Genomic DNA, 18484 nt, shown 5'->3' with positions numbered 1-18484 from the left:
GGGTCGCGCCATAATCGGAGCGTGGAGCAGTCACGGCGAGTCACGTCCGCGCGCATGCGGATCCTCAGCGCTCTCGTGGCCGTCACGACGCTCGGACTGCTGCTGACCGGCGCCATCAGCTTCTTCCTGCAGTACGAGCGCACGCTCGCGAGCATCGACGCGAAGCTCACCGAGAAGGTGAAGAGCCTGCCGTCACCGGCCACGGCTACGTCGGTGTCCGCGTACCTCGAGTCGGTCGTGACCGGCTTCCTGCCGGTGCCCAACGAGGCGGTCTTCGGCATCGTCGACGGACAGGCGGCTGTGTTTCCGGCCGCCGGCACGGAGTTCGGTGAGGGCGACGAGAAGGAGATCGTCTCCGCCGCCCTCGCCCAACCGGGTGCCGACGGGCACACCGTGCTGGGCACGGTCACGACCGCCGATGCCGGCACCGTGCGCTACATCGTGCAGCCGGTCTCGGTGCCGGGCGACGGGCGCACCGGCGCCTACGTGCGGATCGTCGGGCTCGACGCCGAGCTGCTGCCGTTCCGCGCCTCGGTGATCAGCTACGCGATCGCCGGAGTCGCAGTGCTCGCCGCCGTCGCGCTCATGAGCTGGTTCCTGACCGGACGACTGCTCGCACCGTTGCGTCGACTCCAGGAGACCGCGGAAGCCGTGACACTCGGCCACTTCGGCGACCGGGTCGAGACCGACGGCGATGACGAGATCGCCGACTTCACGCGCACGGTGAATTCTATGTTCGACCGTCTCGAGGCCTCCGTCGACACCCAGCGGCAACTGCTCGACGACGTCAGGCACGAACTGAAGACACCCCTGACGATCATGCGCGGCCATCTCGAGATGATGAATCCGCGCGACCCCGTCGATGTCGAGGGCGTCCGTCAGCTCGGCCTGTCCGAGCTCGACCGCATGACCCAGCTCGTCGATGACATCGACCTCCTCGCGTCCGCGGAGGACAGCGACCAGTTCCAGCGCCAGGACATCGACGTGTTCGATCTGACCCTTCGGGTCGGCGGGCTCGTCACGGCCATCCCCGATCATCTCTGGGTCGTCACCGACCGAGGCTCGGGCGTCGTCGTGGGCGACGACGCGCGTCTGCGCCAGGCATGGCTGCAGCTGGCCGACAATGCGGCGAAGTACGCACCCGCGGGCAGCACGATCGAGATCGGCAGCGCGGTCGTGGACGACGTCGCTCGGCTGTGGGTGCGCGATCACGGACCCGGCATCGCACCCGCGGACCGGCGGCGCGTGTTCCGACGGTTCGACAGGGCGCAGGCGGGGCGCGGCGTGAACGGTTCGGGCCTGGGCCTCGCGATCGTCGACGCGATCGCCCGGGCTCACGGCGGTTCCTGCGTCGTGACGGAGACGCCGGGCGGCGGCGCCACGCTCACGATCGAACTCCCCCTGCACCGCAGTGCCCCCGCGCTGCCGACTCCGGTGCGCGCCGAAGACGTGCTGCACCAGCGGAAGGCCTCCGAATGACCCGCATCCTCATCGTCGAAGACGAACCCCGTATCGCGACCTTCGTGCAGCGGGGATTGGAGACCGCCGGCTACGAGACGGAGATCGTGGACAACGGCTTCGACGGCGCGGAACGTGCGCTCTCCCCCGACATCGATCTCGTCCTCCTCGACGTCGGACTCCCCGGCATCGACGGCTTCGAGGTCCTGCGTCAGGTGCGCGGGCAGGGCTCCTCCGTGCCGATCATCATGCTGACCGCCCGCACGTCGACACGCGACACGGTGGATGGGCTGGATGCCGGCGCGAACGACTACGTCGCGAAGCCCTTCACGTTCGAGGAGCTGCTGGCTCGGGTGCGCTCTCGGTTGCGCGAGAACACCACGCCCACGACGCCCGTGACGATCGTGCGCGGGGAGGTCGCCCTCGACGTCATGACCCGACGGGCCGCCGTCGACGGACGGGAGTTCGATCTGTCAGCGCGGGAGTTCGCGCTCGCCGAGCAGTTCCTCCGGCACCCCGGCCAGGTGCTGAGCCGCGAGTATCTGCTGAGCAAGGTCTGGGGTCTCGACTTCGATCCCGGCTCGAACGTGGTCGATGTCTACGTTCGTTACCTCCGCAGCAAGCTCGGCGCCGATCGCATCACGACGGTGCGCGGAGCCGGCTATCGGTGGGACTGACCCCTCATGAGAGAAGCCCCCGGTGTGGGGGCACCGGGGGCTGACGAGGAGACTCGGAACCCGAACCGTCCGATCCTCGGTCGCGACAACCGGGGGGTCCGTCGCGATCACTCAGTTATCCACCGGATCGACATGGGGGGGGTGGGGGGAGCCGATCCGATGCGGCAGGCGAACCTCGTCGCCGCTGCATCCATCCTGACGCGTCCAGGCGCCGAACGCCCCCCTTTCCAGATGAGAGTGTTCTCATCTTTCAGGGGGGCGCTCGAGATGCCTCAGGACAGTTCGCCGGCCTCGAGCAGATCGGTCACGAGGGCCGCGATCGCCGACCGCTCGCTGCGCTGGAGCGTGACGTGACCGAACAGCTCGTGCCCCTTGAGCGTCTCGATCACCGAGGCCACGCCGTCGTGCCGTCCGACGCGCAGATTGTCACGCTGGGCGACGTCGTGGGTGAGCACGACGCGGGAGTTCTGCCCCATGCGGCTGAGCACGGTCAGAAGCACGTTGCGCTCGAGCGACTGCGCCTCGTCGACGATCACGAACGCGTCGTGCAGCGAGCGACCGCGGATGTGGGTGAGCGGGAGGACCTCGAGGATGCCGCGCTCGGTGACCTCCTCGAGCACGTTGGAAGAGACCACCGAGCCCAGCGTGTCGAACACCGCCTGACTCCAGGGGTTCATCTTCTCGGCCTGGTCACCGGGAAGGTAGCCGAGCTCCTGGCCACCGACCGCGAACAGCGGCCGGAACACGATGATCTTGCGCTGCTGCTGCCGTTCGAGCACTGCCTCGAGACCCGCGCAGAGGGCGAGCGCCGACTTGCCGGTGCCGGCGCGCCCACCGAGGGACACGATGCCGACGCCGGGGTCGGTGAGCAGGTCGATCGCGATGCGCTGCTCGGCGGAGCGACCGTGGAGGCCGAAGACATCGCGATCGCCACGCACGAGGCGGAACGAGCCGTCACCCGAAACCCGGCCGAGTGCCGAGCCCCGCTCGGAGTGGATGATGAGACCGGTGTTGACGGGGAGGCCTGCGGCATCCTCGCTCACCGCGATCTCCGTCTCGTAGAGGTCGCTCATCTCATCGCCCGTGAGATTCACCGAGGCGATCCCCGTCCAGCCCGAGTCCACGGCCTGCTCGGCCAGGTACTCCTCGGCGATGATGCCGAGGGAGGACGCCTTCACGCGCATCGGGAGGTCTTTGGAGACCACGGTCACGTCGTGACCCTCGGACATGAGGTTCAGCGCGACAGCGAGGATGCGCGAATCGTTGTCTCCCAGGCGCAGGCCCGAGGGGAGCACCGTCGGATCAGTGTTGTTCAGCTCCACGCGGAGCGTTCCGCCCTCGCCGACCGGGACCGGGAAGTCGAGTCTGCCGTGCTCGACGCGCAACTCGTCGAGGTGGCGAAGAGCCTGCCGGGCGAAGTAGCCGAGTTCGGGATCGTGCCGCTTCCCTTCGAGTTCGGTGATCACCACGACGGGGATCACGACGGAGTGCTCCGCGAACCGGAAGAACGCGCGTGGATCGCTCAGCAGGACGGAGGTGTCCAAAACATAAGAGCGCAGGTCAGTGAACTGATCTGCGCTCTGGTGCTCGGTGACTCGCTGCTGCTGGCGTGGTGCTCGTGTGGTCACAACCGCTCCCGACCCGGGACGTGTCCCGGTGACTCGCGAGTCGACCGTTGGGCCACGAGTCGCGATCCAGGTGGCCGACTCGACCGGGCGCCTTGCCCGATGAGCACAACCTACGACCAACGGCTGCATCACCCGCATTCGACGCGGCGTGTCTCGCGTTACCGCTTCGTGAACAGCCCGCGTCCGTCGTGATACGCGCGAGAAGTACCTGATCAGCCGCCGAAACGGCGATCACGTGAGGCGAAGTCGCGGATGGCGCGCAGGAAGTCGACCTCGCGCAGGTCGGGGCCGAGCGCCTCCACGAAGTAGAACTCGCTGTGGGCGCTCTGCCAGAGCAGGAAGTCGCTGAGGCGCTGCTCCCCCGAGGTACGGATGACCAGGTCGGGATCGGGCTGCCCTCCGGTGTAGAGATGCTCGGCGATCTGCTCGGGCGTGAGGCTCGCGGCGAGCTCCTCGAGGGTTCCGCCACGCTCGTCGTGCTGGGTGATGATGCTGCGCACCGCGTCGACGATCTCGCCGCGTCCGCCGTACCCGATCGCGAGGTTGACGTGCATGCCCGTGTGCGCGGCGGTGCGGTAGGCGACATCTCTCAGCACGCGCTGCAGCTCGTCGGGAAGGAGGTCGAGTCGACCGACGGGCTGCACGCGCCAGTCCCGTTCATGGGACAGATCGTCGGCGAGCTGGCCGATGATCTCGATGAGGTCGGTGAGCTCTCCGCTGTCCCGTTTACGGAGGTTGTCGACAGAGAGCAGGTAGAGCGAGGCCACCGAGACGCCCACGTCGTCGCACCAGCGCAGGAACTCGCGCATCTTGGCCGCGCCGGCACGATGCCCGTGTGCGGCCGAGTCGTAACCGAGCTGTCTCGCCCACCGCCGGTTGCCGTCGATCATCATCGCGACGTGACGCGGCACCTGGGCAGGCGGGATCTGACGCAGCAGACTGTTGATGTAGAGGCGGTACAGCGGACCGCGGCCCTCCTGCGTTCGGCTCGACATCACCGTCCTACGCTATCGCTCTGCTGCGTATTCACCCCATGTACGACGGCTGGCATGGGCACGCCCGTAGTCTCGTTCCGATGAGCCGTTCTTCGCGAGACGTCCCTCAGCTCCCGCTCCTCGAGGCAGGAGCGGTTGCCGCGCACACGGATCTCAAGCCCACCTGGCGCGGCTGGATCCACGCCGGCACGTTCCCCGTGGCCCTCGCCGCCGGCATCGTGCTCATCTGCCTCGCAGACGGCACCGTCGCGAAGTGGGCGGCGGCGATCTTCATGACCACTTCGCTGCTGCTGTTCGGCAACTCCGCCGTGTACCACCGCTTCAACTGGGGACCGCGCGTCAAGGCGACGCTCAAGCGCATCGACCACGCGAACATCCTGCTGCTGATCGCGGGCACGTACACGCCGCTCGGTCTCCTCGCCCTCCCTCCCCAGAAGTCGACGCTCCTGCTGTCCCTGGTGTGGGGTGGGGCGCTCCTCGGCATCCTCTTCCGCGTGCTCTGGATCAACGCGCCGCGCTGGCTCTACGTCGCGCTCTACATAGTGCTCGGCTGGGCGGCGGTCATGTACATCGGCGATCTGGTCGCGGCGAACGTCGCGATGATGGTGCTGGTCGTCGTCGGCGGGCTGCTCTATACGGCCGGCGCCGTCGTCTACGCGCTGAAGCGGCCGAACCCGTGGCCCGGGGCGTTCGGCTTCCACGAGATCTTCCACGTGTGCACCGTGCTCGCGTTCCTGTGCCACTGGGCGGCGAGCCTGCTCATCTGCCTCCGTCCGGCCTTCAACGCCTGAGCGGGCGGCCGTCGTCAGGCGCGGGGCGACCCGTCGTCGTCGCCGGATGCCGCGGCATCCTCTGCGGCGTCGAGTTCTTCGTTGATCTGCGCGCGGTAGTTTCCGCGGCGGATGCGGCGCAGCATGTCCCATACGAGGAAGAAGACGGCGACGGCGAGAACGCCGCCGACGATGAATCCGGCCGGTCCCGGTGTGACGAGGATCGGGTCGACGTCGCTCGGCGAGGGGGTCGGGGTGGGGGTATCGGTCGCCGCCAGCCACCAGATCACCGGGTGCATCTGTCCTCAGTTCCGCGCGCGAGCGCATAGCCTTGAAGCACCAGCCTAATCAACGAAAGCCGTGACCCTCATGACGACGCAGGAGCTGCTCGATGAGCGCTACGGGCGCACTCGCTCGCGCCGTTCGCGGCGCTGGTGGACGCTCGGCGCGGGAGCGGCGATCGCTGCGGGTGTGGGAGTGATCGCGTGGTACGCGTTCGCCTCCGCGGCCGACGCCGTGGACACGACGACGACCGCATTCCACCTGGTCGACGACCACACGGTGACCGTGACCTTCCAGATCACCGGTCCCGCCGACAAGGCGATCGCCTGCGTGCTCGAGGCCGATGACGCCGACCACGGCGTGGTCGGCTGGAAGGTCGTGCAGTACCCCGCCTCGGGCACCCACGCGCAGGCGTTCACCGAGCAGATCCCCGTGACGGGCATCGCGACCACGGGTTTTGTCAACACCTGCTGGGTGCCGTAGCCTGTCGGGATCGAATGACGACGCCCTGGCGGGAGCCGGGGCGTCGTGCCGTATGACGAAGGAGACACCGTGTCCACGGAAAACCAGGTGACCTTCCTGACCCAGGAGGCGTACGACCGCCTCGTCGCCGAACTCGAGCACCTGTCCACGACGGGCCGCGAGGAGATCGCCAAGCGCATCGAGGCCGCCCGCGAAGAGGGCGACCTGAAGGAGAACGGCGGCTACCACGCCGCCAAGGACGAGCAGGGCAAGCAGGAGGCGCGCATCCGCACGCTGCAGGCGCTGTTGAAGAGCGCGAAGGTGGGCGACGCGCCCGAGAGCCACGGCGTCGTGGAGCCCGGCACGGTCATCACCGCGCTGGTCGCGGGCGGCGAAGAGGTCTTCCTCCTCGGCAACCGGGAGATCGCCGGAGGCACCGACCTCGACGTCTACAGCGAGGTCTCCCCGCTGGGTTCGTCGATCCTCGGCCTCAAGGAGGGCGAGAAGACCTCCTACACCGCGCCGAACGGCCGCGAGATCGCCGTCGAGATCATCAAGGTCGACACGTTCACGGGCTGAACGCACCGACGTGAGACGGGCCGGTCCCCTCGGGGGCCGGCCCGTCGTCGTCTCAGTCGGCGACGATCGTGGGCTGGAAGCCGGCCTCTTCGAGCGTGCGCAGCACGAGCGCACGGTGCTCGTCACCGCGCGTCTCGACGCTGAGCTGCAGCACGACCTCGCTGATGAGCAGCCCCTGCCCGTGGCGGGTGTGGAGCACCTCGATGACGTTGGCGCCCGCGAGGGCGAGCAGTTCGGAGACGCGGGCGAGCTGGCCGGGACGATCGGGCAGCGGGATGCGCAGGCTCGTGTAGCGATTGGATGCCGCGAGCCCATGCGCGACGACGCGCTGCAGCAGCAGCGGGTCGATGTTGCCGCCCGAGAGGATGGCGACGGTCGGTCCGTCGGCGGGCACCTTTCCGGTGAGGATGGCGGCGACGCCGACCGCGCCGGCGGGCTCGACGACCTGCTTCGCGCGCTCGAGGAGCACGAGGATGGCCCGGGCGATGTCGTCGTCGCTGACGGTGACGACCTCGTCGACGTAGCGCTGCACGAGCGCGAAGGGGATGTCACCGGGGCGCTTGACCGCGATGCCATCGGCGATCGTCGGCGTCGTGTCGACCTCGAGCGGTTCGCCCGCCGCGATCGACGAGGGGTAGGCGGCCGAGTTCTCGGCCTGCACGCCGATGATCCGCACCTCGCGGCCTTCGGCGGCCGCACGCAGCTTGATGGCGGCGGCGACACCCGAGATGAGGCCTCCCCCGCCGATGCCGAGCACGACCGTCCGGACGTCGGGCACCGCGTCGAATACTTCGAGGCCGAGTGTGCCCTGCCCGAGGATCACATCGAGGTGGTCGAAGGGGTGGATGAACACGGCCCCGGTGCGCTCGGCGAACTCGGCGGCGAGGCGCAGCGGCGTCTCGACGGTCGGCCCGTCGAGCACGACGTCGGCGCCGTAGCCGCGGGTGGCGAGGAGCTTGGGCACGGGGACGCCCAGAGGCATGAAGATCGTCGCCGGGATGCCGAGGCGCTGGGCGGCGAGCGCCACGCCCTGCGCGTGGTTTCCGGCCGATGCAGCGACGACGCCGCGGGCCCGCTCCTCCTCGCTCAACCGGGAGAGCCGGTAGGCGGCGCCGCGGATCTTGAACGAGCCGGTGCGCTGCAGGTTCTCCAGCTTCAGGTGCACCGGGGCGCCGAGCACCTCGGAGAGGAAGTGCGAGCTGTCCACGGGGGTGGTGGCGATCAGCGGAGCCAGGGTGGCTGCGGCATCCTCGAACTCGGCAAGTGTCGGCTCGCTCACGCGGGAGTCCTCCTCGGGCACGGCCCGTCGACCTGACGCCGCGGCTGCGAGCGCCCATCGACTCAGTCTAGGGTCGGGTGCATTCCGCTTCGGGCGTGCGTCTGGGCGCCGTCCTGGTCAGAACTTTCCGCCCATCTCGTGCAGGCGCTCGACCCGATCGGGGATGGGCGGATGCGTCGCGAACAGGCGCGACATCCCTCCGCCGCGCAGCGGATTCGCGATCCACAGATGCGCCATGGAGGTGTTCGGCTTCTGCAGCACGGTGCTCGCGCCCTCGAGCTTCTCAAGCGCCGATGCGAGACCCTCGGGGTCACGGGTCGTGAGGGCGCTGGTCGCGTCGGCGAGGTATTCGCGCTGACGGGAGATCGCGGCCTGCACGCCCGCCGCGAGCAGCGGCGCGACGATCGCGGCGACGAGCCCGAACACGAGGAACAGCGCCTGGGCCTGCGCGTTGTTGCTGTTGTTGCGGCGCATGCTTCCGAAGAACGCCATGCGCATGAGCATGTCGGCGATGAGGCCGACGGCGACGACGAGACCGAAGACGAGCAGCGACACCCGGATGTCGTAGTTGCGGATGTGGCCGAGCTCGTGCGCGAGCACGCCTTCGAGCTCACGGTCGGTCATCAGCTCGAAGAGCCCGGTGGTCACGGTGATCGCGGCCTTGTCGGGCGAGCGGCCCGTGGCGAAGGCGTTCGGCGCCGGGTCGTCGACGACGTAGAGCGTCGGCATCGGCGTGCCTGTCGTGATGCACAGGTTCTCGACGAGCCGGTAGTACCGCGGCGCCTGCTCGCGCGTGACCTCGAACGCACCCGAGAGCGCGAGTGCCTCACGGCTGGCGGCGAAGTACTGGATGCCGGCGTACCCGGCCGCGAAGACGAGCAGGAAGGCCGTCACCCACCAGTTGCCCGACATCAGCCAGCCGGCGACCAGACCGATCAGCCCGATGAAGACGACGAAGCCCACGAGGATGAACCAGGTGTTGCGCTTGTTCGCGGCGATCGCCGAATACACGCGTGCCTCGCGCCGGGATCAGAACTGGATGCGGGGCGGCTCGGCGATCGACGCGCCGTCGACCACCTCGAAGAACTCGCGCGGCGTGAAGCCGAGGTTGCGGGCGAACAGGTTGTTCGGGAACACCTTGATTTTGGTGTTCAGTTCTCGCACGCCGCCGTTGTAGAACCGGCGGGACGCCTGGATCTTGTCCTCGGTGTCGACGAGCTGCTGCTGAAGCTGCAGGAAGTTCTGGCTCGCCTGCAGCTGCGGGTAGGCCTCGGCGACCGCGAAGATCGACTTCAGCGCCTGCTGCATGTGCCCCTCGGCCACGCCGGCCTCACTGGGCGAGGAGGCGCTGATCGTCTCGGCCCGCGCCTGCGTGACGTTCTCGAACACCGCCTTCTCATGGGCCGCATAGCCCTTGACGGTCTCGATCAGGTTCGGGAGCAGGTCGGCGCGTCTCTTCAGCTGCACCGTGATGTCGCTCCACGCCTCATCGACGCGCACTCCGAGCTGCACCAGCCCGTTGTAGGTCGCCCACAGGTAGATCCCCACGATCACCAGCAGGGCGACGATGATCAGAACCGGGATGAGCCATTCCATCTCGATCGACTCCGTTCGCGTAGTGCCCTCATACTAGTGGCGCCCTCGGGCGTGATGATGCGCTCGCGGCAGACTCTGGGTCTACTCCCCGAGGACGCGTCGGAGGTAGCGGTTGCGGAAGACCCGATCGGGATCGAGCCGGTCGCGCAGGGCCGTGAAGTCGTCGAACCGAGGGTAGGCGGGGCGCAGGTCATCGGCGGTGCGCGTATGCATCTTGCCCCAGTGGGGACGCCCGTCGAAGGTGCGCAGCAGCTCCTCGATCGGTTCGAAGTAGGTGGCCGGGTTCTCCCGCCAGTAGCGGTGCACGGCGATGTAGCCGGTGGCGCGGCCCGAAGCCGTCGAGAGCCAGAGGTCGTCGGATGCCGCGATCCGCACCTCGATCGGGAACGACACCCGGTACCGGCGCTCGTCGATGAGCGCGCGCACGGCGTCGAATGCCTCGGCAAGGCGCTCGGCGGGCACGGCGTACTCCATCTCGCGGAACCGCACGCCCCGGTGCTGCGTGAACACGGCGGTGGAGGCATCCGTGTACTCGCGTCGCCCCGTGACCTTCGCTGCGAGGCGCGACAGCGGCGGGGTGATCGCCGGCACGGCGCGGCCGAGAGCGCACACGGCGGTGAAGACGCCGTTGGAGAGCAGCTCCTCGTCGAGGAACTTCGCGACGCGGGGCAGCGGATGGCGCACGGCGCTCTCCGGCAGGCGGGTGTTGGTCTTCAGGAGTCCCACGTCGGTGTGCGGGAACCAGTAGAACTCGACATGATCGGATGCCGCGGCCCGGTCGGCGAACGTCGCCACGACGTCGTCGATCGGCTCGGGGTGCTCGACGGCGTGCAGCACGAACGCGGGCACGAGTCGCAGGGTGACCTCGACGAGGATGCCGAGCGCGCCGAGTCCGAGTGCGACCGCCGGAAGCAGATCGGCGTTCTCGGTGTCGTCGACGGTGAGGAACTCACCCTCGCCGGTGACCAGCGTGACCCCCGCGACCTGGGTCGCGATGCCGCCGAACGCGGCGCCGGTGCCGTGGGTGCCGGTGGAGATCGCCCCGGAGATCGACTGCCGGTCGATGTCGCCGAGGTTCGCCATGGCGAGGCCGTAGGGCGCGAGCAGCTTCGGGATGCGGTGCAGGCGGGTGCCGGCGCGGAAGGTCGCGAGCCGCCGCTCGCGGTCGACCCGCACGAGCCCGGTGAGGTCGCTGAGGTCGAGCAGCACGCCGGGCGCGACGGCGATGCCGCTGAAGCTGTGCCCGGCACCGACGGCCTTCACCGGCAGGCCGCGTGTGCGGGCGGCGAGCACCGAGCGGCGTACGGCGTCGGGCGTCGCGGGGTACTCGACCCGCGCCGGGCGCACGCTCTCGGTGCGCCCCCAGTTCGTCCAGGTGCCGCCGGGTCGTGTCACAGGAACGCCTTTCCCTCACCGCGGTAGGTCGCGGCCTCCCCCACGACGGCTCCCGCCGCCACGATCGCGAATCGTTCGACGCGCTCCGACAGCTCACCGCTCTTCGCGTGCCGGAACCACACCCGGTCGCCCACCCGCAGCGTGCGCGCCGCCGGCCCCTGCACCGGGGTCTGCACCTCGCCGGTGCCCTCGCGACCGAGGGTGCGCAGTCCTTCCGGCCACACCGGCGCGGGCTGCCGCGACGCGACCGGCGGGCCCGAGGCGACCCAGCCGCCGCCGAGCAGCGTCGCGATGTCGTCGGTCGGCCGACGGACCACGTCGAGGGCGAAGGATGCCGCCGGCGCCGGGTCGAACGCGCGGTAGCGCGAGAACAGATGCCCCGCGAACAGGCCGCTGCCGGCGGTGAGCTCGGTGACCGCGGCATCCGATGACGTGTACTCCAGCGACCCGGTGCCGCCGCCGTTGACGAACTCGAGCGGCGCGACGCGCGTGACCGCCGCCACGATGGCCTGCCGCCGTTCGCGCAGCTCGTCTCCCGAGGAGCGCTGCATCCAGCGGATCACGGGGTCCGACGGCCCCTCGGCGTCGGGCTGGCCGGCGATCTGCGCCTCGTACATCATGACTCCGGTCAGGCGGAAGCCGGGTCGCGCCGCGATGTGCCGGGCGAACCGGGCGACGTCGTCGGCGTCGTGCAGCGGCGAGCGCCGCACCCCGATGTGCCCGAGTGCGCGGCTGCGCCACGAGGCATCCGCGTCGATCGCCACCCGCACCTCGGGTCGCGTCGCGGGAGATGCGACCGCGTCGACCAGGTCGAGCTGGGCCGGGCCGTCGACCATGAGCGTCACGCGCGCGGATGCCGCCTCCGAGGCGACGAGCGCGGCGAGCGCCGCCCGATCGGCGGTCGGGTATCCGACGACGACGTCGTCGTGGGTGTCGGCGAGCCACAGCGCCTCGGCGAGAGTGAACGCGAGGATGCCGCGATAGCCCGGTAGGGCGAGGAGCGCATCGAGCGCCTCGCGCACACGCAGGGACTTGCTGGCGACGCGGATCGGCATACCGCCGGCGCGCGCGATCATGTCGAGCGCGTTGTAGCGCAGCGCTTCGAGCCCGAGCACGGCGACGGGGGCGGAGCGGTCGGCGGTGGCGGCGGTGAGCGAGGGCCAATAGGCCGCGGGCTCACGCCACGGCTCCCCGGCGGGCGCCGCGAGCAGATCGATCGTCATCGTGCCCTGCTCCTCGTCGCCGGTGGCCGCATGCGCTCAGCCTAGGCCGCGGCGACGCGCACCGTGACGTGCGTGCCGTGCGGGTGCGTCGTGCCTACGCTGTGCACGTGAGCACTGATGAGGGCGCGCCGCAGCGCATCGAGAGCCGGCACGGAGTGAGCGACGCCGACGACGCCGTTCCGGGCGACGGCCGGTTCGAGACGGCCACCGAGAAGTCCGATCGCAACTGGACCGACATCCTGCAGGAGCTGCGCGCCACGCAGACCGGCACGCAGATCCTCACCGGCTTCCTGCTCGCGGTCGCGTTCCAGCCGATGTTCCAGACGCTCGACGCGTTCGCCCGCACGTTCTACCTGTGCCTGGTGACCCTCGCGGGCGTCGCCACGCTGCTGGGTCTCACGCCGATCATCATGCACCGCCGCCTCTTCCGCCATCACGAGAAGGCGCGGCTCGTCGTGATCGGCAACGTCTTCCTGCTCGCCACCCTCGCGGTCGTCTCGCTGCTCGTCGCGGGGGTCGCCGCGTTCCTGTTCGGCGTGACGGCGGGGCTGCCCGCCGGCGCCGTCGCCCTCGGGGTGACCCTCGTGGCGGTGGCCGTCATCTGGTTCGCCGTGCCGCGACTCGGGCGCACCCCGAGCTGAGCGGCGGGGCGCGGCATCCGTCGACTGCCGATCGGCGGGCAGCGACGACCCGGCGCCCCCGATGCCGGAGCACGGTGGGGTGTGCCCCCGCTGGGACTCGAACCCAGACTGAAGCGATTTTAAGTCGCCTGCCTCTGCCATTGGGCTACGGGGGCCCGCCCCCACCCTAGGACAGCGACACGCGCCGTCAGAGGCGGGCGAGCGCGACGATGTCCTCCTCGAACTCGGTCGTCACCTCGCGCGAGACCGTGGCGCGGGTGCCGCCGAGCGCCCGCAGGTAGTCGTCCGTGCCGACCGCGTCGCCCGTGTCGCCGGAGGCGAGGGCGCGCGCAAGAGCCTCCTGCGATGCGCGCCGCGCGGCGTACTCGATGTCGGCGGGGGTGAGTCCGTCGCTGGCGTCGACGAGAGCCGAGACATCCACGTCGCCCGCGACGTCGACAGGGATGTACCGACCCCAGATCGCGCGGCGCGCCTCCGCGTCGGGCAGGCCGATCGGCAGCACGTAGTCGAAGCGTCCGTGCCGCAGGAACGCGGCGTCGAGTGCGCGGATGAAGTTCGTCGCACAGATGAGCAGCCGGCCGTCCCGCTCACGGAACTCCGCGACGAGCTTCAGCAGCTCGTTCGTGACCCCCTGCGTGGGCGAGGGCGGCGTGCCGCCCCGATGAGCCGCGATCTCCTCGACCTCATCGATGAAGACGACCGCGTGCTCGAGCTGGTCGATCGCCTCGAACGTGGCACGCAGGGCGCCGGCCATCCCCCGCGCGCTGTCGCCGAGCCGCGAGGGGAAGACTTCGACGAACGGCCAGTCGAGACGGGATGCCACGGCCCGCGCGAAGGTCGTCTTGCCGGTGCCGGGCGGCCCGAACAGCATCACCGCCCGCGGCGGCACCACCCCGAAGCGCTCGGCGAGCTCCGGCTGCGCGAGCGGCGTCACGAGCCGCTCCTCGAGGATCGTCTTCTCCGTCGTCATGCCCGCGACCGCGTTCCAGAGGTGGCGCGGCAGAATGCGACCACCCAGCTCCTTCAGCACGTCGAGCTCGCGGCGCTGCACGGGGAGCTGACGCTCCAGGTAGCGCACCGCTCGATGCACGACGAAGGAGTTCTGCGTGAACGGCTCGACCCGCTGCCCCTCCGGCACCAGCACCGACAGTGTGCCGAGCCCGAGCGGCGCCATCCGGCGCTCGAGCGCATCGAGCAGGGCGCCGCTGATCTCGCCCGCGGCATCCGTCTCGCGCACTCCGAAGAACACCACCCATCCCTGCGCGTGGGCGGCACGGCCGACAGCGGCCCCGACGATGTCGTCACCGCGCACCGCGACCACCGCGTGGTCGGCCTGACAGGAGGCCACGACCTCGGCGAGCGAGTAGATCGGCGTTGCACCTTCGCCCGTCACGTGGCCCCACAACCGCACGAGCTGGTCGAGATCGTCGCCGTGGAAGTCGCGGATGTGCACCTTGGTCACTCGGGCCTCCTCGGGCGCAGCCGCCGGACCCGAGGCACCTGTGCCCCGCGGCGGGAAGCCCAGTGTGGCATACGGCACGCGCACCCCGCCAGCGGTGCGGCCGGGAGTATCCGAAGAATGCGGAACGCCGCGGCATCCGAAGATGTCGCGGCGTTCCGTGAGACGTGCGCCTACTTCGCGGCGGCGGCCTTCTCGGCGACCGGCGCCTTCTCGGCGGCCGGCTTCGCGGGCGCCTCAGCCGGCTGCGGCGGACGCGGGCGAGACGCGAACTCGTCGAAGAAGCGGCGCGGCGTCTGCACGGCCTCGAGGTTCACGACGTCGCGACCGAGCCAGAAGTTGTTCCACCAGCCCCACAGCACGCGCCACTTGCGCTCCCACGACGGCATCGCGAGACCGTGGTAGCCGCGGTGCGCACCCCAGGCGAGGAAGCCCTTGAGGGCGATGTTGCCCGACTGGAAGACACCGTTGTAGAGGCCGAGACCGGCCACGGCGCCCAGGTTCTTGTGGATGTAGTCCTTCGGCAGCTCGCCGCGCAGCACCGCGGTGAGGTTCTTCGCGAGCTGCTTGGCCTGACGCACCGCGTGCTGGGCGTTCGGCACGCAGAAGCCGCCGACACCGCCACCGGTGAGATCGGGCACCGCCGCGACGTCGCCCGCCGCCCACGCGCCCTCGACGACGTTGCCGTCGGCGTCGATCACGCGCAGGTCGCCCTGCGTCGTGATGCGTCCGCGCTGCTCGCTGGGCAGGTCGCTGCCCTTGACGACCTGCGGGTTGGCCATGACGCCCGCGGTCCAGACGATGATGTCGGTCGAGATGACCTCGCCGGTCGAGAGCTCGACGTTGCCGTCGACGGCCCCGGTGACCTGGGTGTCGAGGTGCACGTACGCACCGCGCTTCGCGAGGTCCTTCAGAACCCACTCGCTCGTCTTCAGCGACACCTCGGGCATGATGCGGCCCATCGCCTCGATGAGGTGGAAGTGCGTCTCGTCGAACGTCAGCTGCGGGTACTTCTTCAGCAGCGACGACGCGAAGTTGCGCAGCTCGGCGAAGGTCTCGATGCCGGCGAATCCGCCACCGACCACGACGACGGTGAGCAGACGCTCCCGCTCGGGTCCGGGCGGCAGCGCTGCGGCCTTGTCGAAGTTCGAGAGGAGCTTGTCACGAACCCAGACGGCCTCCTCGATCGCCTTCATGCCGATCGCGTTGTCGGCGATGCCCGGGATCGGGAAGGTGCGCGAGACCGAGCCCGCGGTGACGACGATCTGGTCGTACTCGAGCTCCCACGCCTCGCCCTCGGACGGGGTGATGGTGGCGACCTTGTGGGCGTGATCGATCTTCGTCACTCGGGCGGTGACGACCTCGGTCGACGCCAGGTGGCGACGCAGGGCGACCACCGCGTGACGCGCCTCGATCGACCCGGCCGCGACCTCGGGGAGGAACGGCAGGTAGGTCATGTAGGGAAGCGGGTCGACGACGGTGACCTGAGCCTCACCCTTGCGGAGGTGCTTCTCGAGCTTCCACGCGGTGTAGAAGCCGGCGTAGCCGCCTCCGACGATCAAGATCCTGGGCACGGTGTTAGTCACGGTGAACGGAACTCCTTGGCGAATTGATGCTCGGCGTGCGGGAGTCACGCGCCGATCGGATGCGTCGGACAGCAGCGGTGACGCCGAGCGCCACCAGTATAGTCGCGACGGTCACCCCCAGAAGCGGCAGCGAGCCGTACAGCAGCGTGTCCCGCGAGGGCAGCAGCAGGGACCCGCGCGGGGTGGCGGCGTCGGCCGGTGGGAGCGCCGGCAGCGCGACCGGTGTGGCGGAGTCCTCCGGCGCCGGCGACGCGTTCGCGCGACGGTGCAGCGTGATCCAGTCGGAGAGCGATCCCATCGGGTTCGCGGTCACCGTGGGCACGTCGGCGGACACGGCCGCGGCGGCGTTGACGAGCCCGTACCCGTAGAGCGCGTTGGGCACCGTGCCGAGCGAAACGCCGGGCGGGGCGGTCGCGGTGGCGATGATGCGGTTGATGACGTTCGCCGCGTCGAGGTCGGGGTGCGCGGCGCGCACGAGCGCGACGATGCCCGCGACGATCGGGGCGGCGCCGCTCGTGCCGTTCCACCGCACCAGCGACCCGCCGGGCGAGACCCCGAGAAGCTGTTCACTGGGCGCGGCGACGCCGATGGTGATCCCCTGGGTGGAGGCCTCCTGACTCGCCTGGCCCGACGGAGTGACCCCGGCGACCGTCAAGACACCGGGTATCGTCGCCGGCGCGCCGACGCGGGTCGTCCCGCTTCCCCGGTTGCCGGCGGCGACCACGACGACGACATCGTGCGAGAACGCGTACTGGAAGGCCGTGTCCCACGACGGATCCCAGTCGAGCGTGTTGGTCGTGAACGACAGGTTGATCACCTTCGCGCCGTTGTCGACGGCCCACTTCATGGCCGAGGCCACCTGGGTCACGAACGGCACCTTCACCTCGCTGCCGAACGAGATGGATGCCGACAGCAGCTGTGCCTGCGGAGCGACGCCGATCATGCCGGTGCCGTCCGACAGCGGGCGGGCCGCTGCGAGGGAGGCCACCCAGCTGCCGTGACCGGTGTCGCTCGAGCCGACCGGCGTGCGGCCGCTCGCCGATCCCTCGCCCGAGAAATCGGCGCCGCCGACGACCGCGGCGTTGAGCTGCGGCGCGGCACCGATACCGGTGTCGATGATCGCGATCTTCACGCCCGCGCCCTGTGTCGTCTGCCAGGCCTGCTCGATTCCGTAGTCGGTGAGCCAGTACTCCGCCGCCCGGGCCGCGTCCTCGGTCGCTGCGTTCGCCATGCCGGTCGACGCCGGCTGCGCGCCCGAGGCCGCGACGGCGGGGATGCCGGCGGCCGCCGGGGCGACGACGAACCCACCGGCGATGAGCACGGCGGCCACGACGACCCGGCGAGCACGCATCAGGCCGCCTCGCCCCGGGCGGCCCCGGGATCGGCGCAGACGCAGCGCGAAGGCGACCAGGTCGACCGGGCCAGCGCCGCGTCGCCGATCGGATTGACGCCGGGCCCTGCCGCGAGAGCGTGGCCGGCCAGTGCATGCAGACACTTGACGCGGGTCGGCATGCCGCCGGCGGAGATACCGGCGATCTCGTCCACCTCGCCGTACGCGGCGCGATCGGCGAGGTAGCTGGTGTGCGCGGCGCGGTAGGCGTCCGCGACATCCGCGTCGTCGAGCAGCCCCGCAAGCTCGGGCATGACGTGCTCGGCCTCGAGGGTCGACATGGCCGCCGTCGCGGCCGGATGGGTCAGGTAGTAGAACGTCGGGAAGGGCGACCCGTCGTCGAGCCGGGGCGCCGTGGCGACGACCGTGGGGTTGCCGCAGATGCAGCGCGCCGCGATGCCGAGCACCCCTCGCGCGGGGCGTCCGAGCTGGGCGCGCAGCACGGCCAGCTCGGCGTCGGTCACGGCAGGGTAGGGCGGCGTCGTCACCCCGAAAGGCTACCGGGGCGCGACTCGGTAGACGCCGGGCGTCACGGACTCGGTGTGGCGTCCGAGGTGGGGCTCGGCGTGGATCCGTCGGTCGGCGCCGTGGCCGTCACGGCGGCCCCGGCGGCGGCCAGCGATCGCACGAATCCCGACATCCAGTCGTTGCGGGTCTGCGTGAGCTGCGCGCTCACGGGAGCCGCGTCGCGCGGCTGCTGGTCGGCGGGAAGATCGTTGTCGACCAGATAGAGCACCTGACCCGGTGTCACGTAGTAGAGCCGTTCACGCGCCTGCGTGGCGATGTACGCCGGGTCGCCGAGGCGGTCGCTCTCGGCCTGGAGCGCATCGATCTGCTGCTGGGTGAGCTGCACCGCGGCACGGGCGGCGGAGAGCTTCTGCTGCTGGGCGAGGTAGGTGCCGACCGTGGGCACGAGAACTCCGACGGCCAGCACCACCAGGCCCAGCATGATCACCATGAAGCCCGACAGGCGGATGCCGCCGAGCCAATCGCGTGCGGCAAGTCGCCGAGCCCGCGGGGTCTCCTCCGGAGATGCGGAAGGGGGAGTCGGTCTCTTGGCCACG

At 70.2% G+C, this 18484-nt stretch carries 19 protein-coding genes and 1 tRNA gene; 6 read left to right on the top strand and 14 right to left on the bottom strand.

Features of this window, described 5'->3' with window-relative positions; all coding sequences use genetic code 11:
- Positions 1-21 precede the first annotated feature (21 nt).
- Both BGO15_RS04010 and BGO15_RS04005 read left to right on the top strand, forming a co-directional pair.
- On the top strand, positions 22-1479 hold the full coding sequence (locus BGO15_RS04010) for a sensor histidine kinase (protein ID WP_235557413.1): 1458 nt from the start codon (positions 22-24) through the stop codon (positions 1477-1479).
- Complete coding sequence (locus tag BGO15_RS04005; RefSeq protein WP_045248685.1) at positions 1476-2135, top strand: response regulator transcription factor; 660 nt, start codon at positions 1476-1478, stop codon at positions 2133-2135. The genes BGO15_RS04010 and BGO15_RS04005 overlap by 4 nt, the downstream gene beginning before the upstream one ends.
- A 272-nt stretch (positions 2136-2407) precedes the next feature.
- On the opposite strand, the gene phoH2 is transcribed toward BGO15_RS04005, so the two are convergent.
- Positions 2408-3763 carry an RNA 5'-3' helicase PhoH2 gene (gene phoH2 / locus BGO15_RS04000; protein ID WP_056519110.1) on the bottom strand — a complete coding sequence of 452 codons (1356 nt, stop codon included), beginning with the start codon at positions 3761-3763 and terminating at the stop codon, positions 2408-2410.
- 212 nt (positions 3764-3975) lie between these two features.
- On the bottom strand, positions 3976-4758 hold the full coding sequence (locus BGO15_RS03995; protein ID WP_056210090.1) for an isoprenyl transferase: 783 nt from the start codon (positions 4756-4758) through the stop codon (positions 3976-3978).
- Between the two features lie 80 nt (positions 4759-4838).
- Between BGO15_RS03995 and trhA the strand changes: the two genes are divergently transcribed.
- A complete protein-coding gene (gene trhA, locus BGO15_RS03990) occupies positions 4839-5549 on the top strand; it encodes a PAQR family membrane homeostasis protein TrhA (protein WP_056210092.1) in 711 nt (236 codons plus the stop codon).
- A gap of 14 nt (positions 5550-5563) precedes the next feature.
- Here trhA and BGO15_RS03985 read toward each other — a convergent pair whose 3' ends face one another.
- Positions 5564-5827, bottom strand: coding sequence for a FeoB-associated Cys-rich membrane protein (locus BGO15_RS03985; RefSeq protein WP_045248681.1), 264 nt, complete (start codon positions 5825-5827; stop codon positions 5564-5566).
- A 70-nt stretch (positions 5828-5897) separates the two neighbouring features.
- Here BGO15_RS03985 and BGO15_RS03980 point away from each other — a divergent pair, with 70 nt between their 5' ends.
- Both BGO15_RS03980 and greA read left to right on the top strand, forming a co-directional pair.
- Positions 5898-6293 carry a DUF4307 domain-containing protein gene (locus BGO15_RS03980; RefSeq protein ID WP_045248740.1) on the top strand — a complete coding sequence of 132 codons (396 nt, stop codon included), beginning with the start codon at positions 5898-5900 and terminating at the stop codon, positions 6291-6293.
- Positions 6294-6362: 69 nt separating this feature from the next.
- On the top strand, positions 6363-6851 hold the full coding sequence (greA, locus tag BGO15_RS03975; RefSeq protein WP_045248680.1) for a transcription elongation factor GreA: 489 nt from the start codon (positions 6363-6365) through the stop codon (positions 6849-6851).
- Positions 6852-6903: 52 nt separating this feature from the next.
- Here greA and ilvA read toward each other — a convergent pair whose 3' ends face one another.
- From ilvA to BGO15_RS03950, 5 genes are all read right to left on the bottom strand, one after another.
- Positions 6904-8130, bottom strand: coding sequence for a threonine ammonia-lyase (ilvA, locus tag BGO15_RS03970; protein WP_045248679.1), 1227 nt, complete (start codon positions 8128-8130; stop codon positions 6904-6906).
- Positions 8131-8247: 117 nt separating this feature from the next.
- Positions 8248-9141 carry a M48 family metalloprotease gene (locus BGO15_RS03965; RefSeq protein ID WP_056519113.1) on the bottom strand — a complete coding sequence of 298 codons (894 nt, stop codon included), beginning with the start codon at positions 9139-9141 and terminating at the stop codon, positions 8248-8250.
- A gap of 18 nt (positions 9142-9159) precedes the next feature.
- Positions 9160-9726 carry a LemA family protein gene (locus BGO15_RS03960; protein ID WP_056210096.1) on the bottom strand — a complete coding sequence of 189 codons (567 nt, stop codon included), beginning with the start codon at positions 9724-9726 and terminating at the stop codon, positions 9160-9162.
- Between the two features lie 81 nt (positions 9727-9807).
- Complete coding sequence (locus BGO15_RS03955; protein ID WP_045248676.1) at positions 9808-11121, bottom strand: D-arabinono-1,4-lactone oxidase; 1314 nt, start codon at positions 11119-11121, stop codon at positions 9808-9810.
- Positions 11118-12344, bottom strand: coding sequence for an alanine racemase (locus BGO15_RS03950; RefSeq protein ID WP_056210098.1), 1227 nt, complete (start codon positions 12342-12344; stop codon positions 11118-11120). Before BGO15_RS03950 ends, BGO15_RS03955 begins: the two co-directional genes overlap by 4 nt.
- A 107-nt stretch (positions 12345-12451) precedes the next feature.
- On the opposite strand from BGO15_RS03950, the gene BGO15_RS03945 reads away from it, so the two are divergent.
- On the top strand, positions 12452-12985 hold the full coding sequence (locus tag BGO15_RS03945) for a DUF6328 family protein (RefSeq protein WP_235557414.1): 534 nt from the start codon (positions 12452-12454) through the stop codon (positions 12983-12985).
- An 82-nt stretch (positions 12986-13067) separates the two neighbouring features.
- Here the strand turns inward: BGO15_RS03945 and BGO15_RS03940 are convergent.
- From BGO15_RS03940 to BGO15_RS03915, 6 genes are all read right to left on the bottom strand, one after another.
- A tRNA-Leu gene (locus BGO15_RS03940) sits at positions 13068-13140 on the bottom strand.
- A 32-nt stretch (positions 13141-13172) separates the two neighbouring features.
- A complete protein-coding gene (locus BGO15_RS03935) occupies positions 13173-14447 on the bottom strand; it encodes an ATP-binding protein (protein ID WP_045248673.1) in 1275 nt (424 codons plus the stop codon).
- Between the two features lie 170 nt (positions 14448-14617).
- Entirely contained in the window at positions 14618-16018 is a 1401-nt protein-coding gene (locus tag BGO15_RS03930; RefSeq protein ID WP_045248672.1) for an NAD(P)/FAD-dependent oxidoreductase, read from the bottom strand.
- A gap of 4 nt (positions 16019-16022) precedes the next feature.
- Positions 16023-17381, bottom strand: coding sequence for a S8 family serine peptidase (locus BGO15_RS03925; RefSeq protein ID WP_056210100.1), 1359 nt, complete (start codon positions 17379-17381; stop codon positions 16023-16025).
- Positions 17381-17908, bottom strand: a complete 528-nt coding sequence (locus BGO15_RS03920) for a DUF501 domain-containing protein (RefSeq protein WP_056210103.1) — start codon at positions 17906-17908, stop codon at positions 17381-17383. Before BGO15_RS03920 ends, BGO15_RS03925 begins: the two co-directional genes overlap by 1 nt.
- Before the next feature lie 41 nt (positions 17909-17949).
- Complete coding sequence (locus tag BGO15_RS03915; protein ID WP_235557415.1) at positions 17950-18483, bottom strand: FtsB family cell division protein; 534 nt, start codon at positions 18481-18483, stop codon at positions 17950-17952.
- Position 18484: the final 1 nt, after the last annotated feature.

The organism is Microbacterium sp. 71-23, assembly GCF_001897265.1.
Taxonomy (GTDB): Bacteria; Actinomycetota; Actinomycetes; order Actinomycetales; family Microbacteriaceae; genus Microbacterium; species Microbacterium ginsengisoli.
Note: the sequence above shows the minus strand (reverse complement) of the source record. Positions and strands in the feature narration are given on the sequence as shown.